A 15,695-nucleotide genomic window follows, 5' to 3' on the forward strand; every position below is an offset into this window, starting at 1 on the left:
CCCTAGGGCAGCTACCCCCGGAAATCCAGCATTTTGTGGTTCAGCGCGCCAGGCTGAGCAGGGGATTCTCCGCCGCGGGCGCCGGATCCGGCTCGCCGCGCAGCGAGGCGAGCAAATCGCCGATCGAGCGTATCGGCGTCGAATCGAGGAAACGGCTGCCCCAGTCGCGCGCCAGCGCCGCGGCGTCGGCACCCGTATCCGCCAGGATCGAGGGAAAGGCGATGCGCAGGCGCGGCCCGGCGAACAGCTGCTCGGGCGAAGCCGCCACCGCCGATCCCAGCGGCCGCACGAACACCGCGCCGGCCACCTTCTCGACATAGGAAGCCGGCGAAAGCCGTGCCCACCAGGTCACCGCGAAACAGCCGATGCCGTGCGCGACCAGGATCACCGGGCGCTCCGTCAGGCGCACCGCCTCGTCGAGCCGGGCGGCCCACAGGTTGCGCCCGCCCCCGCCAAGCTCGATGATCTGCCCGGCATGCGCCAGCAGGTTGCGATCGGGACGGTCGGCGCGATCATAGATGGTCAATGTCGGAAGCGACGGATCGAAGAGGCCATTCTCGGGCATTCGCTTATCTCCCTTGCCGGGCGGTAAGGCACGCTCAACGAGTCGCCAGCCTATTCCTACCCTGCCACTATGCAATCGCCCCTGCGCCAGGATGTTTTCCCGGCGCGCCGAAATAATCGACCCCCTCTGTGACTCTCCCGTGTCCGAATATTGCAGAAAGTTCATCTTGCGGAGAACTGTCGGCCACCCGGGCGGGTGCAGTCTCGCCTCTCCACAAGCAGGAGAGTGCCAATGTTCAGGAAGCTGATGATCGCCGGAGCCTCGCTCGCCATGCTCGCCGCGGCGACGCCTTCGATCGCGGCGCCGTGCCGCGATGCGCATGGCAAGTTCATGAAGTGCCCCACCAAGCCCGCGGCCACGCCCGCCAAGCCCGCGACCGCGGCCAAGCCTGCAGCCATGCCCGCCAAGCACACGGCCACGCCCGTCAAGGCGACTCACTGCAAGGACGCCAAGGGCAAGTTCGTGAAGTGCGGCACGGCGGGCGCCAAGCCGGCCTGACCCATCTCCGGGCCTGGCCGCCTCCCTCTGGCCGGGCCCGGACATTTCCTACCAGCAACTCCGAAGCCGGCGGCAACCCGCCGGCTTTTCGTTCGTCAGCCCCGCGCGCGAGCGATCCGGCTTCGTCGCAATAGGCACCACCCCGGTCGCTTAACGGAGGAAGCCGCCCCCCGCTCCCCGCAGCGTACCCCCTGCGCCCGTGCTTCAATCGTGAAGACGGCGCAGCGAGCGGGCGGGCTACCGGGCGACATCCTGGACGATCGGGTCGGCGAAATTTCCCAAGCGAAATGGCCAGAGCGCGATGCAGCCCCGCCGCGCGAGCGAAAGAGGGAGTGGCCCGCAATGCGAGAAGCCTGAGCGACAGGCTCTCGCCGCGGCCCACAAGCAAAAGGGCTGACAATGATAAATCGAACCAGGACCATGACTCGCCTGTTGCGGGACTCGACGGCGCTTTGCGGCGCTCTGCTGATCGCCGTGCCGGCCTTGGCGCAGGAAGCCGCCCCCGCCGCGGCACCCGCACAGGATAGTGCCGCCGCCGCACCGGCCGCGGCCGCGCAGGAAGCGCCCGGCGACTCGATCGTCGTCACCGGCTCGCTGATCCGGCGCACCGACACGGAGACGCCGTCGCCGGTGACCGTGCTCTCGGCCGAGACGCTGGAGCAGCGCGGCCTGAACACCGTCACCGAAGCGGTGCAGCGCCTGTCGGCGGGCAATGCCGGCACGATCACCCAGGGCTGGAACGCGGGCGGCAACTTCGCCGCGGGCGCCAGCGCGATCTCGCTGCGCGGCCTCACCGTGCAGGCCACGCTGACCATCTTCGACGGCCTGCGCATGGCGCCCTATCCGCTCGCGGACGACGGCCAGCGCAACTTCGTCGACATGAACACCATCCCGAACGCGATCATCGAGCGGATCGACGTGCTGAAGGACGGCGCTTCGTCGACCTATGGCGCCGACGCGGTGGCCGGCGTGATCAACGTGATCACCAAGAAGGAGATCAAGGGGCTGCACGCCAATGTCTCGGCCGGCATCTCGCAGCGCGGTGACGCGGGCGAGCAGCGCGCCGACCTGACCTGGGGCTATGGCGACCTGAACGAGCAGGGCTTCAACGTCTATGTCAGCGGCGAGTATATGAAGCAGGACCCGCTCTGGGCGCGCGACCGCGACTATCCGTTCAACACCAAGGACTGGAGCCGCATCTGCAACGCGGGCGGCGCCTGCATGCATAACCTGAACTGGAACGGCGTCAGCCCCGACGGGACCGTCAACGGCCTCTCCTCCGTTCCCGGTGTCGCACTGGTTCGTCCGGTGACGACTCCCGGCAGCCCCGTCGGCTCGGGGCGCTATTCCTACGTCGCCACATCGAACCCCTGCGGCCGCTGGACGCCGTACCAGCTCTCGGCCGCGCAGATCGCACGGACGACCACTGCGCCAGCAAGCGGCCTGGTCTGCCAGGGCGACCCGGCGGAGTATCTGATGCTGCTGCCGGACGTGGAGCGCTTCGGCGTGTCCACGCGATTCACCGCCAATATCGGGGAATCGCACCAGTTCTACGCACAGGCGAACTATTACAAGTCGAGCGTCGTCGGAACCGCGGTGCCGCACAGCCTTGGCGGTACGCCGCCAGATCCCAGCTCGGTGGGCACCTACAGCGTGATCATGCCGGTCTATGTCTGCGCTGCCGGCAGAGGCACGCCCAACGGGCTGAACACGGGTTGCGACGCCACCAACGGCACGCTCAACCCGCAAAATCCCTATGCTGCGGCCGGCCAGACCGCGCAGCTCCTCTTCCGAACCGATCGCCCGCGCAGGGACGAGGCGATCTCGCGTGCGCTGCGCGGTACGATCGGCCTCTCGGGTCAGCTCGCCGGCTTCGACTATTCGGCGAGCTTCGTCGCCGCCAACTCCAAGCTCACCCGCACCCAGTACAACTATGTGAAGGCACAGCGGGTGATGGACGTGCTCGCGCGCGGCACGTTCAACTTCACCAACCCGTCCGCCAATCCGCAAAGCGTCTGGGATTATATCATGCCGGACAACACCACGGTGTCGAACTCGGACCTGTGGCAGGCGACCGCGAGCCTGTCGCGGCACGTGCTCGACCTGCCGGGCGGCGGCGTCGATGCGGCGGGCGGCCTCTCCTATCGCTATGAGTCGATCATCTCGCCAAGTGCCAACCCCGGCAACGAAACCAGCCCCTGGGATCGCTACTACAATATCAACGCGGTCGGCACCTCGGGCAGCCGCAAGGTCTTCTCGGCCTTTGGCGAAATCCAGGCAGCGGCACTGGACAAGATCGAGCTGAACCTCTCGGGCCGCTATGATTCCTATTCGAGCGGGCAGAAGAATTTCTCGCCCAAGGTCGGTGCCAAGATCACCCCGATCCGGGCCCTTGCGGTGCGCGGCACCTGGTCGAAGGGCTTCCGCATCCCGAGCTTCAACGAGGCCTATGGCACGCCGACCACCGGCTTCATCTCGCGCGGCGGCGGCACCTTCTGCCAGACCTATGCGAGCTTCTGCGCGGCGCATGGCAACAACGCCTATGCCACCCAGCAATTCTCGCTGGGCCTCACCAATGTGGGCAACCCCGCGCTGCGGCCGGAGAAGTCGGAAAGCCTGACCGCCGGCATGATCTTCGAACCGATCCGCGGGCTGAGCTTCACGGTCGATTTCTGGCGGATCAGGGTCAAGGACCAGATCGTCGGCGTGAACAACACCGCGCCGGTGGTCGACGCCTATTATCGCAACAACGGCGTCGTGAACATTCCGGGCATCACCGTCCGGCCCGGCATCATCGACCCGGCCAATCCGAACGCGCTGCCGCATATCGGCTCCATCCAGGCCCTCTATGCCAATGCCAACCGGCAGATCGTCCAGGGCGTCGACGTCGGCTTCAACGCGAATCTGAAGCTGACCGAGGGCGTGCGCTGGATCAGCTCGCTCGATGTCTCGTACCTCGACAAGAACCACCTCACGCTGGTCGACCCGATCACCGGCGTGGCCCAGCCCCCGCAGCGCTATGAGGACACGCTGAGCCCGTGCAACAACACCTCGTGCTCGGGATCGCCGCGCTGGCGGGCCAGCTGGCAGAACACGCTGCAGCTCGGCGCCACCAGCGTGACGGCCACCGCCTATTACACGGCCGGCTATCATGTGTCGCAGGTCGACCTGGGCGCGACTCCGTTCGACTGCCAGAGCGCGATCGAGAATGGCACGCAGACCTATGACGATGATTCGCCGGTGCAGTGCCGCTCGAAGGACATCTGGAACGTCGACCTCACCATCCAGCATCGGATCAACGACAATTTCGCCCTGTCGCTGAACGTGATGAACCTGCTCGACACCAAGCCGCCCTTCGATGCGGACGCCGCCTATAGCGGCTTCGGCTACAACCCGGCCTGGGCCGGCCCGAACATCATGGGCCGCTATTTCCGCGTCGGCGCGAAGATCGACTTCTAGAACCGCCGAGAGAGGCCAACTCCGGGGGAGCGGCATTGCCGTTCCCCCTTTTTTGTCCCGATCACGCAGCCATGGCTGCGCCTTCCGCTAATGCGATTGACTCGCAATATACCATTCCCTAACGAGCCCGCCACATGGTGTTTCAAAAGGGATCCGCGATGAAATCCTTCTTCCGCAGCGCGCTGCTCGCCGGCGCCATGCCCCAGCCCGTCCGGGCCGCGGGGCCGCGCGAGGAAGCGGATGGGGATGGGCGCGGCAACGAAACCATCGCCACCCGCACGCCCCCTTTCGCATACTGATCCCGGACACGCGCATGGCGGGGGCAGCACGACAACGCGCCGGATGGCGCTACCGCGCCAATGTCGCGGCGCGCACGGCGGCGGGAACGGTCGGCGCCTATGCGGTCGCCGCCCTGTTCGCCGCGGCGCTGGCGCGCGTGCTGCCGATGCCGAAGGTGGAGGCGATCATGCCGGCGACGCTGCTCGCCTTTCTCGTCGGGCCGGCGGTCACCCTCTGGGCGTTCCTTGCCCGTGACCCCTGGCGTGCCTGGGCGGGAGTGATCCTGCCCGCCGCGCTCTTCGCCGCGATCGGCTGGCTCGCGGGCGCACCGGCATGAGCGCGGTCCGCGATGGCGCGCGCCAGGTCATGGCGTGGCTGCACGGCTGGACCGGGCTACTGCTCGGCTGGGTATTGTTCGTCATGTGCCTCGCCGGCACGCTCAGCGTGTTCAAGCCGGAGATCGGCCAGTGGATGCGCCCGGAGACCCGCGCCACCGCCGACCCCGCCGACGCCGTGCAGGCGGCGACCGACTGGCTGGCGCGGAACACCAGCGGCTCGACCGGCTGGTACCTCACCGCCCCGAGCGCCCGGACCAACACGGTCGAGGCCGCCTATGACAGCGACGGCGGCTTCGTCTATCGCGCGCTCGATCCGGCGAGCGGCGCTCCCGCACCACGCGAGACGCTGGGCGGCGAGTTCTTCTACCGCCTCCATTTCGAGCTGGAGCTGCCCTATCCCTGGGGCCGGCTGCTCGCCTCGATCGCGGCGATGGCGATGCTGGTCGCGCTGATCACCGGGGTCATCGCGCATCGCCGCATCTTCAAGGACTATTTCACTTTCCGCCCGGCCAAGGGGCAGCGCTCCTGGCTCGACGGGCACAATGCGCTGGGCGTGCTGGCCACGCCCTTCCATCTGATGATCACCTTCACCGGGCTGGTCACGCTCGCCTCGCTCAACATGCCCTGGGCCATGTCCGCCACCTATGGCAAGGATCTGGCGGCGGTGTACCATGACCTCGCGCCGGGCGTGGCGGAACGGCCCAGGGCCAACGCGCCCGCGCCGCTGGCCCCGATCGCCCCGATGCTGCGCGAGGCGCAGCGCCGGCTCGGGGGCACGATCGGCCGCGTCTATGTGGTCAACCCGGGCGACAAGGCCGCGGTTGTCACTGTGTTCCGCTCGGATGCCGACCAGCTCGGCTTCACCCCGGGCGAGATCAGCTTCGACGGCGCGACCGGCAGACCGCTCCGCGCCTGGCGGGAGAATCGCGGCGCGGTCCAGACCTATAATGTCGTCTACGGCCTCCACATGGCCCGCTTCGCCTCGATCGCGACTCGCTGGCTCTATTTCCTGGGCGGCGCGATGCTCACCCTGGCGATCGCGACGGGCCTGGTCCTCTGGATCGTCAAGCGTCGCGAGCGGGCGCCGCTCTCGCTCGGCAATCGCGTGCTCGAGCGATTGAACGCCGGCGTGCTGGCCGGCGTGCCGCTGGGCTGCGCCACCTATCTCCTCGCCAATCGCCTGTTGCCGCTCGGCCTTGCCGGCCGCGCCGAGCTGGAGATCTCGGCGGCGCTGTGGACCGCCGCCGCCGCGCTGGCGATCGGCGCCGCGCTGCCGCCGCGCTGGGCCTGGCCGCTGCTCATCGGCGCGACGGCGCTCGCCTGCGCGCTCGCGGCGCTCATCGGCCTTGTAGTGAGCGTCATGTCGGGGGTGCTGCTGGCCGTCGCCGCCGCGCTTGCCCTGCTCGCCGCGAAACAGCTGCGCGGCCCGAAGCAGCGCCCCGAGCGCAGGCGGCGCGCGGCATGACGATGGCGGTCGCCGGCCTGCTCTATCTCGGCATGTTCGCGCTCGCCGCGGGCATGTCGCGCCACGCCGATCCGCTGCTCGGGCCGCAGGCGAAGCGCGCCGCGCTCCGGCATCCGGCCCGCCCTGGCTGGGCGCTGGTCGCGCTCTCCTTCCTGGTCGCCTGTCTCGCGGGCGATGGCGGCCGGGCGCTGGTGCTGTGGTTCGGGCTGATCCCCTTTGTCAGCGCGATCATCCTGCTGGGACTCACCTATCGCCCGGCCGTGCCGCGCGCCGTGGTGCCCGTCGCGATGCTGATGGTGCTGCTCGCGCCCTTCACCTGGGCCGTGAACCCATGAACCGGAAATGGTCGAGATGGGTGGCAAGCGGTCCCCAGCTGGCCGCAGGAATCGTTCGTGAAATGCCAGATTTCAGGAAGCCGTTTTGCGATGGAGACGCTTCAGATCCGCCAACGGTTGCGGCCATGTCGGAGATCCTAGGATCCTCGCGACAACCGATCGCGTAAAATTAGATATTGCTCATAAGATGTATCGGAAAATGCTTCATCCCGATCGGAAGGCAGGTCAGCGTAAAATACCGCCTGAGGAAATTGACTCGCGGAGAAATCGTAGCGCTCGCCATCGATGAGATTGTAAAAATGCCACGCGCCATCGACTTCGGTTTTAACAATCTCGCCGCCTAGCATGCCCTGAACCACAAGCGCCGTCACACTGCACTGCCCGCGCGCCGGATTGTCGGATAGCCACTTACTCGACGTTTCGATGGACCATGCGCGTTCCAGCGCAGATTGAAGGGCAGCAAAATCGGACATCCGTACCAAGCTTAGCCGTTCGGCCTGCCGCCGCCAACTTCCTCGCCATGTTCCGGCGCACCTCGATCCGCCCGTGGCTCCGCGCCAATGAGCCGCCATCTAGGCGAGCACGGCCTTGCCGCGCAGCAGCGCTCCGGCGATCTCGACGATCTCGACGGGATCGAACGGCTTGCCGATCGCCGGCACCTCGGCGAACCCCACGGGCAGATGGTCGCGGCCATAGCCGCTGACAAAGGCGAAGGGCACGCCCCGCGCATCGAGCGCGGCCGCGATCGCCTCGACGCTGGCGCCCTGCAGATTGCCGTCGAGCAGCGCGCCGTCGATCCGCCCCTCCGCGATGATCGCCCGGGCATGCTCGGCTGTCGCCGCCGGGCCGATCACCTCGACTCCGGCATCGGCAAGGATCGCGCCGAGCTCGAGCGCGACCAGCGGCTCGTCCTCGATGATCGCGAAGCGCTTGCCGGCGATCGATGCCGCCGCAGCGGCCGCGCCCCTGGCCCAGCCGCCCGCTTCGCGCACGGGGCGATCCGCCGGCAGCTCGGCCGCGCCGCCGGCATGCGGGAGAGTCAGGATCCAGCGCAGCCCTGCCGGCACGAAGCTGGCCACCGCCGATCCGCCCTCGGCCTTGAGGCTGCGTTCGATCAGGGCCGTGCCGAAGCCGCGCCGGCTCGGCGCCGCCACCGCCGGGCCGCCGCTCTCGGCCCATTCCAGCTCGAGCATCGTCCCCCGCAACCGCCATTCCAGCCGCACCCGCCCGGCTTCGTTCGAGAGCGCGCCATATTTGTTGGCATTGGTGCCGAGCTCATGGAGCACCAGGGCAAGGTGCAGCGCCGGCTCGGGCGACAGCTCGATCTCGGGCCCGGCGAAGCTCAGCCGCTGGGGATCGATCGTGCCGAGCTGGAGCTGCCCCTCGATCAGCTCGCGCAGCCTGGCACCTTGCCAGGTGGTGGCGCTGAGCAGCGAATGGGCGCGGGCCAGCGCATGGATGCGCCCGATAAAGGTCGGCGCGAAGTCGGAAGGGCCGGCCGAATGGCGCAGCGTCTGCGTCGCGATCGCCTGGACCGAGGCGAGCGTGTTCTTCACCCGGTGGTTGAGCTCGCCGATCAGCAGGCGCTGCGTCGCCTCGGCGCGCTTGCGCTCGGTCACGTCAAGGATCTGGACGCTGACCGAGACCAGCCGGTCGCCTTCGAACAGCGCCGAGCAATAGCATTCGCAGTCGAGCAGCGTCCCGCCTTTGTCGTTGGCGCGCAGCGTCTCGACGCGGCGCAGCTCGTGCCCCTCGACCATTTGCCCCAGCACCAGCTCGACCGCCGCGCCATTGGCGGGGTCGAGCCAGTCGAGCTTCGCCGCGCGCCGACCCAGCACTTCGCCCGCGCTCCAGCCGAACAGCCGCTCGGCGCCGTTCGACCAGCCGATCACCCGGAGATCGGCATCGAACTCGACGATGGCGAGCGGGCTGTTGTCGCTATGCGCCTGGATCCGGCCGAGCGCCGCGGCCAGCTGGTCGCGCTGGCGGGCGATCTCGAGCCGCTGGCGTGCCAGCTCGACGAAGATGTCGACCTTGTTGCGCACGATCTGCGGGTCGACCGGCTTGAACAGATAGTCGACCGCGCCCGCCTCATACCCCCGGAACCGCCGCCGTTCGTCGGTCGCCACGGCCGTCACGAAGATGATCGGGATCCGGCGCGTCCGCTCCGTCCCGCGCATCAGCTCGGCGAGTTCATAGCCGTCCATGCCCGGCATCTGCACGTCGAGCAGGGCAAGCGCGACTTCGTGCCGGAGCAGCAGCTCGAGCGCCGCCGGGCCCGAGGGTGCCTTCAGTATCTCCACCCCGTCGCCGCGGAGCAGCGCATCCATCGCGATCAGGTTCTTCTCGACATCGTCGACGACGAGGATCTTCACGGCTTCAGGCTGCGGCATGGTCGACCTCCACAGCTATCGGCAGGATGTTGCGCCGGTATATCTTCTCCTCCGACACGAAATCGGCAAAGGCGTCGGCATGAGTGGAGAAGCGCAGATTTTCCTTCGCGCCCAGCCCCAGGAAGCCGCCGCGCACCAGGCTCTGCCCGAACAGGCCGAGCGCGCGATCCTGCAGCACCCGATCGAAATAGATCAGCACGTTGCGGCTCGACACGAGATGCGCTTCGGCGAAGACCTGATCGGTCGCGAGATTATGCTCGGCGAACACCGCCCGGGCGCGCAGGCTCTTGTCGAACACCGCCCGGCCATAGCCCGCGGTATAATGGTCGGAGAGCGATCCCCTGCCGCCCGAGGCGCGGTGGTTCTCGGTGAACAGCGCGATGCGGTCGAGCGCATAGACGCCGGCCTCCGCCCGCTCCAGCGCGGCGGGGCTGATGTCGGTGCAATAGAAGATCGTCCGTTCCTCCAGCCCCTCCTCGCGGAACAGGATGGCGAGCGAGTAGAATTCCTCGCCATTGGCGCAGCCGGCGATCCACACCTTGAGCGACGGGAAAGTGCGCAGATGCGGCACCACCTGCTCGCGGAGCGCGCGGAAATAGGCGGGGTCGCGGAACATCTCGCTCACCTGGATGGTGAGATAGCCCATCAGCTCGGCGAACAGCGCCGGCTCGCGCAGCAGCCGGCCCTGCAGCTGCGACAGGGTGTCGCAGCCGAAGCGCGACTGCGCCCGCTCGAGCCGCCGCCGCAGCGAGCCGCGCGAATAGCCGCGAAAGTCGTGATGGTAGCGCCGCCAGATCGCCTCGAGCAGCAGCTCGAGCTCCAGCGCGTCCACCGGATCCGCGGCATCGCTCATCGCGGCATCCACACCCGGACGAGGCTGAGCAGCTTGTCGACGTCGAGCGGCTTGGCGAGATAGTCGTTCGCGCCCGCCGCGATGCAGTCCTGCTGGTCGCGCGCCATCGCCTTGGCGGTAAGCGCGATCACCGGCAGCCCGCGCCATTCCGGCCGCCCGCGAATCTCGCGGGTGGCGGCGATCCCGTCCATCTCGGGCATCATCACGTCCATCAGCACCAGCTCTACCGGGGCACCCCCGCCCTGCGCCGCGTCGAGCGCCGCCAGCGCCTCGATCCCGTTGCGCGCGATCTGCACCTTCGCGCCGTGCGGCTCGAAGATCGAAGTGAGCGCATAGACGTTGCGGATATCGTCCTCGACGACGAGGATGTGCCGCCCGTCAAGCGCGGCGTCGCGCTTCAGCGCCTGGCTGAGGATCGCCTGCTGCTGCTCGGGCAGGTCCGACACCACCTGGTGCAGGAACAGCGTCACTTCGTCGAGCAGCCGCTCGGGCGACTTCGCGCCCTTGACGATGATCGACTTGGAATAGCGCCGCAGCCGCAACTCCTCATCGGCCGAAAGGTCGCGCCCGGTATAGACGATAACCGGCGGGAAGCCGACGCTCTCGTCCATGCTGAGCTGCTCGAGCAGGTCGAGTCCCGGCATGTCGGGCAGGTTGAGATCGAGCACCATGCAGTCGAACGTCTCGCTGCCGAGCCGCTCCAGCGCCGCGGCGGCGCTGTGCGCGTCGATGGTCTCGACATCGCGCGAGGCGAGCAGCAGCCGCACGCTCTCGGCCTGTAGCGCATCGTCCTCCACCACCAGCACCCGGCGCAGGCGGCGCGTCATGTGCGCCTCCAGCCCCTCGAGCACGCCGACCAGCTGGTCGCGCGGCACGGGCTTGAGCATATAGCCGATCGCCCCGCCGGCGAGCGCCACCTGGCTGTTGTCGTCGGCCGAGACGATGTGCACCGGGATGTGCCGCGTGCGCGGATCGCGCTTGATCCGGTCGAGCACCGACAGGCCGGTATGGTCGGGCAGCCCGATGTCGAGGATCACCGCATTGGGCAGATATTGCCGCGCCATCAGCGCACCCTCGTCGGCGGTGCCCGCGATCAGGCAGTCGAAGCCCAGCTCGTGCGCCAGCTCGTACAGGATGCGCGCGAAGGCGGGATCGTCCTCGACGACGAGCAGCACCCGGCTGTCCCCGCTGAGCTGCTCGCGATCATCGGCCAGTTCGGCGGCGCGCGCCGCGCGCCTGGGCGCAGCCGCCGGGGCCATGGCGGCGGCGAGCAACGGCGCCTCGGCCGGGCGCGCCGCCTCGACCAGCCCCGGATCATAGGCCTCGGGCAGCAGCAGCGTGAAGATGCTGCCCTTGCCGGCGCCGCTCTCCAGCCGGATCTCGCCGCCCAGCAGCCGCGCCAGCTCGCGCGAGATGGAGAGGCCCAGGCCGGTGCCGCCATATTTCCGGCTGATCGTGCCATCCGCCTGGCGGAACGCCTCGAAGATGATCTTCTGCTGTTCGGGCGCGATACCCACGCCGGTGTCGCGCACCGCGAAGCTCAGCCGCCCGTCCGCCGCCCGGCCGACGCTCAGCGCCACTTCGCCCTTGCCGGTGAACTTCACCGCATTGGAGAGGAAGTTGCGGAGCACCTGCTCCAGCCGCTGCGGATCGGTCTCGATGTCGCCGGGCGCGCCGGGCAGCGCCTCGCAGCGCAGCGCCAGCCCCTTGGCCTCCGCCGCCGGCGCGAAGCCCTGGCGGAGCTTCTCGAGCATCGGCGAGATCCGGATGCGGCGCGGCTGCAGCTCCAGCTTGCCCGCTTCGATCTTCGAGATGTCGAGCACATCGTTGATCAGTGCGAGCAGGTCGTTGCCCGACGTCTCGATCGTCTCCGCGTGCCGGATCTGCTCGGCGGTCATGTTGCCCGCGCGGTTCTCGGCGAGCAGCCGGGCCATGATCAGCAGCGAGTTGAGCGGCGTGCGCAGCTCGTGGCTCATATTGGCGAGGAATTCGGACTTGTAGCGGCTCGCCTGCTCCAGTTCGCGCGCCTGGCCGGCGAGCGAGGATTGCGCGCGCGCCAGGTCGTCGCGCTGCGCCTCCAGCGTCTGGGTCTGCTCCTCGAGCTGGGCGTTGCTTTCCTCCAGCTCGGCCTGCTGCACTTCCAGCCGCGCCTGCGATTCCTGGAGCGCGCGGGCCTGTGCCTCCAGTTCCTCGTTGCTCGACCGCAGTTCCTCGCCCTGCGCCTGCAGCTCCTCCGCCTGTGCCTGAGTCTCCTCGAGCAATTCCTGGAGCTGCGCGCGATATTTGGCGGAGCGCACCGCGATGCCGAGCTGCTCGGCGATCCGCGCGAGCAGGTCCTGCGCCGCCGCCGGCATCGCGCCGCCGGCGAAGCCGAGCTCCACCACCGTATTGACCTGGCCGTCGATCCGGGCGGGCGCGATCAGCAGCTGCCCCGGCTTGGCCTGGCCGAGCGCCGAGCCGAAATAGAGATAGCCGTGGGGCACTGGCGCCAGCGCGAAGCTCCGCCCGTCGGCGATCGCCTGGCCGAGCAGCCCGTCGCCTGGCGTCACGCGCTCGGGCACTGCGGCGCCGGCCGGCACGCCGTAGCTCGCCCGGCGCAGGAAACCGTCGCCGTTGCGGATGAAGATCGCCCCTGCGGTCGCGCCCAGATATTCGGCGAGAAAGCGCAGCGCGTTCGCGCCGAGCTTCTCGATCGCAAGGTCGCCGGCGATGGCCTGGCCTAGCCCCACCTGCCCCGCCTGAAGCCATTCCTCGCGGCGAACGGCCAGCCGGTTGCGGACGAACAGCACGCCGACGATGCCCAATGTCCAGGCGGTGAGCACGCCCAGGGTGCGATTGACCCGCGCGATGCTGGGGTCGACGCCGCTGCGCGCCAGCATGAAGCCGGTGATCGTCAGCACCGTCGCGACCAGCGCGACCGCGGCCGGCACCGCCGGGCGCGGCGCCAGATAGGCGAAGACGATCGGCAGCAGGTAGATCACCCATACCGAGGTGCCGAGCGGCAGCTGGAGATCGGCGAGGAACGGCGCCACGAGGAGAGCCGCGAGCGCGCCATAGAGCAGCATTTCGTATTTCGCGCCGAACCGGTGGATCATCAAACCCCGTTCTCTAAGGCAAGCCCGAGAAATTACCGCCTTATTCCAACGGTATCCGGGGATCGCAACCAAGATCGGCGCCGAACGACGCCGCCCGGCGCAACGTTCTGCACGCGGATTCGGTTCCGGGAAATGCGCAAATTACGGACAGCGGTCCGAATCGGGACGGCGATGGCTGGGGCAATGCACGCCGGCACCCGATGGGCGCCAAGGCGTTCGGGTTCCAGGGGATTGGAAACAAGGGGCGGTGGTGGAGCTGAGGGGAATCGAACCCCTGACCTCTGCAGTGCGATTGCAGCGCTCTCCCATCTGAGCTACAGCCCCGCCGCCTGTCCCCGGGTGGCCCCGGGAGGCGCTCCATTAGCGGCGCTTTTTCCCCAATGCAACCGGCTTGAAACAAGCGCGGCAAAACGCTTCGCCCGCGCGCCGAACTGCGCTGAAAAACCGGGCTTTTTCCGGAACCATTGCCAGCACTCGCCCGCTGAATCCGCACCGGCCCAGCCCCCCAAGGGCCGGCAGTGGAGAAGATTCCCATGAGCGACCGTTACTCCGATCCCCGCTATTTCGGCCCCGAAGACCAGTATCAGGTGAGCGGCGCGCGCCGCGCCGGCGGCGAACATTATTCGAGCGCCCGCGAGTATGCCGCGGCCGGCGAGCTCGGCCGAACGCGCGGCCATCGCGGCTATGGCCCCGGCGGATATGGCGGCGAATATCGCGGCGGCTGGGATCGCAGCGCCCGCGACCAGCGCGGCTGGGACGAGCCGCGCTCCTATCGCGGCCAGGATCCGGACCGCGGCTTCTTCGATCGCGCCGGCGACGAAGTCCGCTCCTGGTTCGGCGACCAGGAGGCCGAGCGCCGCCGCGAGGCGGACCTGCGCTACGATGCTCGCCAGGCACGCGATACGCGCTGGTCCTACGGCCCCGACGATCACTATGGCGGCTGGCGCCGCCAGCGCATCGCCGAGCTCGACAGCGACTATGACGAATATCGCCGCGAGAACGCCCAGCGCTTCGAGAGCGAGTTCAACAACTGGCGCACCGATCGCCAGGGCCAGCGCGACGGCCTGCGCCGGGTCGCCGAGCATATGGAAGTGGTCGGCTCGGACGGCAGCCATGTCGGCAAGGTCGACAAGGTGCGCGGCGATCGCATCGTCCTCACCCGGAACGACAGCGATGCCGGCGGCCATCATCATTCGATCCCGTCGCGCTGGATCCAGTCGGTGGACGACAAGGTGACGCTGCGCAAGACTGCCGACGAAGCGCATGCGGCCTGGCGGGACGAGGAGCGCGCCGGCGCGTTGTTCGGCGAACGCGACGACCAGGATTGGAATCGCGACAGGAATCTCAACCGGAGCTTCTCCGGAACCTATTGATCCCCAGATTGGGAATGTGAGCAGAACTGGGCCCGGGAGCATCTCCCGGGCCCTTCTTTCGCCGATCCCCGCGGCTCAGCCGGCCAGGCCGATCCCCGGCTCTGCCGGCAAGGCCGATCCCCGGCTCAGCCGGCAAGAAACGCCGCCAGCGCCGCGCGGAACGCCTCGGGCTGGTCGAGCATGATGAAATGCCCGCTATCGGCCACGCCCTTCACGCTCACCTTGGGCGCGCCGGCATATTCGCGCTTGTAGAGATCGAGCATCGGCGCCTCGCCGCCGCGCGCCGCCAGCCAGGGCACCAGCACGGTGATCGGCGTGGCGATATCCTTCAGGCCGGGGCGCAGATCGGTCTGGAGATCCTCGAACATGGTCTGGGCGGAAACGCGCATGTCCGCCTTGGCCACCCAGGCCGCGACTTGCGCCTGCGATTCGGGCCTGGCCGCGTTCTGCCGCGCGATCGCCTGGCCCACCGCCTCGGGCAATGGCTTGCCATGGAGGCCCGCCATCTGGGCGCGCATCGCCTCGGCCTGGGGCTTGACCGATTCGACCGTCGAGCCCGGGAAAAAGGCCGAGCCGACAAACGGCATCGCATCGACGATCAGCGCCTTGCCGACATCGCCGGGATGCGCCTTGGCCAGCATCAGCGTCAGCAGCCCGCCCATCGAATGGCCCACCACCGCGGCCCCCGCGATCCTGCGCTCCGCGACCAGCTTGTGCAGCTCGGCGACCATGGCCGGGAGCAGCCCCTCGCCCAGATTGGCGCCCGGCGCGTCGCCGCCGAAGCCATTGACCTGGACGAGATACACGGTGTGCGTCTTCGCCAGCTCGGGCGCCACGCCGTCCCATACCGCGCGCGGGCTCGACAGGCCGGGGATCAGGATCACCGGGCTGCCCTTGCCGATCACCTGCACCGAGAGATGGTCCATCTGGATCAGCTCGGGCGCCGCCGGCGCGGTCGCGGCATGCGCTGCGGGGGCATGGAGGATGGCGGGGATGCTGGCAGTGGCGAGCAGGGCGAAGGCGATGCGCTTGATCATGACGG

13 protein-coding genes and 1 tRNA gene are annotated in these 15,695 nt (G+C 68.5%); 7 read left to right on the forward strand and 7 right to left on the reverse strand.

The window, feature by feature from the left end; translation table 11 throughout:
- Window positions 1-40 precede the first annotated feature (40 nt).
- Window positions 41-565, reverse strand: a complete 525-nt coding sequence (locus OMP43_RS08785) for an alpha/beta hydrolase (RefSeq protein WP_280279343.1) — start codon at window positions 563-565, stop codon at window positions 41-43.
- A gap of 231 nt (window positions 566-796) precedes the next feature.
- Here OMP43_RS08785 and OMP43_RS08790 point away from each other — a divergent pair, with 231 nt between their 5' ends.
- The 6 genes from OMP43_RS08790 (at window position 797) to OMP43_RS08815 (ending at window position 6,939) form a co-directional block, all read left to right on the forward strand.
- Window positions 797-1,063, forward strand: a complete 267-nt coding sequence (locus OMP43_RS08790) for a hypothetical protein (protein WP_280279344.1) — start codon at window positions 797-799, stop codon at window positions 1,061-1,063.
- Between the two features lie 420 nt (window positions 1,064-1,483).
- Window positions 1,484-4,522, forward strand: coding sequence for a TonB-dependent receptor (locus OMP43_RS08795; RefSeq protein WP_280279345.1), 3,039 nt, complete (start codon window positions 1,484-1,486; stop codon window positions 4,520-4,522).
- A 158-nt stretch (window positions 4,523-4,680) separates the two neighbouring features.
- The gene (locus tag OMP43_RS08800) at window positions 4,681-4,821 is read left to right on the forward strand and encodes a hypothetical protein (protein WP_280279346.1); all 141 of its coding nucleotides are present in this window, start codon (window positions 4,681-4,683) and stop codon (window positions 4,819-4,821) included.
- A 14-nt stretch (window positions 4,822-4,835) separates the two neighbouring features.
- Entirely contained in the window at window positions 4,836-5,138 is a 303-nt protein-coding gene (locus OMP43_RS08805; protein WP_280279347.1) for a DUF3649 domain-containing protein, read from the forward strand.
- Window positions 5,135-6,604 (forward strand): PepSY-associated TM helix domain-containing protein, encoded by a 1,470-nt coding sequence (locus OMP43_RS08810; protein ID WP_280279348.1) that lies wholly within the window; start codon window positions 5,135-5,137, stop codon window positions 6,602-6,604. The genes OMP43_RS08805 and OMP43_RS08810 overlap by 4 nt, the downstream gene beginning before the upstream one ends.
- Window positions 6,601-6,939 carry a DUF3325 family protein gene (locus tag OMP43_RS08815; protein WP_280279349.1) on the forward strand — a complete coding sequence of 113 codons (339 nt, stop codon included), beginning with the start codon at window positions 6,601-6,603 and terminating at the stop codon, window positions 6,937-6,939. The genes OMP43_RS08810 and OMP43_RS08815 overlap by 4 nt, the downstream gene beginning before the upstream one ends.
- 137 nt (window positions 6,940-7,076) lie before the next feature.
- On the opposite strand, the gene OMP43_RS08820 is transcribed toward OMP43_RS08815, so the two are convergent.
- The 5 genes from OMP43_RS08820 to OMP43_RS08840 form a co-directional block, all read right to left on the reverse strand.
- Window positions 7,077-7,412, reverse strand: coding sequence for a hypothetical protein (locus OMP43_RS08820; protein ID WP_280279350.1), 336 nt, complete (start codon window positions 7,410-7,412; stop codon window positions 7,077-7,079).
- Between the two features lie 99 nt (window positions 7,413-7,511).
- A complete protein-coding gene (locus OMP43_RS08825; RefSeq protein ID WP_280279351.1) occupies window positions 7,512-9,332 on the reverse strand; it encodes a response regulator in 1,821 nt (606 codons plus the stop codon).
- Window positions 9,319-10,197, reverse strand: coding sequence for a CheR family methyltransferase (locus OMP43_RS08830; RefSeq protein WP_280279352.1), 879 nt, complete (start codon window positions 10,195-10,197; stop codon window positions 9,319-9,321). Before OMP43_RS08830 ends, OMP43_RS08825 begins: the two co-directional genes overlap by 14 nt.
- On the reverse strand, window positions 10,182-13,250 hold the full coding sequence (locus tag OMP43_RS08835) for a response regulator (RefSeq protein WP_280279582.1): 3,069 nt from the start codon (window positions 13,248-13,250) through the stop codon (window positions 10,182-10,184). Before OMP43_RS08835 ends, OMP43_RS08830 begins: the two co-directional genes overlap by 16 nt.
- A 278-nt stretch (window positions 13,251-13,528) precedes the next feature.
- A tRNA-Ala gene (locus OMP43_RS08840) sits at window positions 13,529-13,604 on the reverse strand.
- 209 nt (window positions 13,605-13,813) lie between these two features.
- Between OMP43_RS08840 and OMP43_RS08845 the strand changes: the two genes are divergently transcribed.
- Complete coding sequence (locus tag OMP43_RS08845; protein ID WP_280279353.1) at window positions 13,814-14,653, forward strand: DUF2171 domain-containing protein; 840 nt, start codon at window positions 13,814-13,816, stop codon at window positions 14,651-14,653.
- A gap of 125 nt (window positions 14,654-14,778) precedes the next feature.
- Here OMP43_RS08845 and OMP43_RS08850 read toward each other — a convergent pair whose 3' ends face one another.
- Window positions 14,779-15,690: an alpha/beta hydrolase gene (locus OMP43_RS08850; RefSeq protein ID WP_280279354.1), complete on the reverse strand. Its 912-nt coding sequence runs from the start codon at window positions 15,688-15,690 to the stop codon at window positions 14,779-14,781.
- Window positions 15,691-15,695: the final 5 nt, after the last annotated feature.

Source organism: Sphingomonas sp. CBMAI 2297 (assembly GCF_029870595.1).
Taxonomy (GTDB): domain Bacteria; phylum Pseudomonadota; class Alphaproteobacteria; order Sphingomonadales; family Sphingomonadaceae; genus Sphingomonas.

Excerpts from the sequence above, each read along its gene's own strand:
- OMP43_RS08785 (WP_280279343.1), bottom strand. The coding sequence starts at position 565 with ATGCCCGAGAATGGCCTCTTCGATCCGTCGCTTCCGACATTGACCATC.
- OMP43_RS08790 (WP_280279344.1), top strand. The coding sequence starts at position 797 with ATGTTCAGGAAGCTGATGATCGCCGGAGCCTCGCTCGCCATGCTCGCC.
- OMP43_RS08795 (WP_280279345.1), top strand. The coding sequence starts at position 1,484 with ATGACTCGCCTGTTGCGGGACTCGACGGCGCTTTGCGGCGCTCTGCTG.
- OMP43_RS08800 (WP_280279346.1), top strand. The coding sequence starts at position 4,681 with ATGAAATCCTTCTTCCGCAGCGCGCTGCTCGCCGGCGCCATGCCCCAG.
- OMP43_RS08805 (WP_280279347.1), top strand. The coding sequence starts at position 4,836 with ATGGCGGGGGCAGCACGACAACGCGCCGGATGGCGCTACCGCGCCAAT.
- OMP43_RS08810 (WP_280279348.1), top strand. The coding sequence starts at position 5,135 with ATGAGCGCGGTCCGCGATGGCGCGCGCCAGGTCATGGCGTGGCTGCAC.
- OMP43_RS08815 (WP_280279349.1), top strand. The coding sequence starts at position 6,601 with ATGACGATGGCGGTCGCCGGCCTGCTCTATCTCGGCATGTTCGCGCTC.
- OMP43_RS08820 (WP_280279350.1), bottom strand. The coding sequence starts at position 7,412 with ATGTCCGATTTTGCTGCCCTTCAATCTGCGCTGGAACGCGCATGGTCC.
- OMP43_RS08825 (WP_280279351.1), bottom strand. The coding sequence starts at position 9,332 with ATGCCGCAGCCTGAAGCCGTGAAGATCCTCGTCGTCGACGATGTCGAG.
- OMP43_RS08835 (WP_280279582.1), bottom strand. The coding sequence starts at position 13,250 with ATGCTGCTCTATGGCGCGCTCGCGGCTCTCCTCGTGGCGCCGTTCCTC.
- OMP43_RS08845 (WP_280279353.1), top strand. The coding sequence starts at position 13,814 with ATGAGCGACCGTTACTCCGATCCCCGCTATTTCGGCCCCGAAGACCAG.
- OMP43_RS08850 (WP_280279354.1), bottom strand. The coding sequence starts at position 15,690 with ATGATCAAGCGCATCGCCTTCGCCCTGCTCGCCACTGCCAGCATCCCC.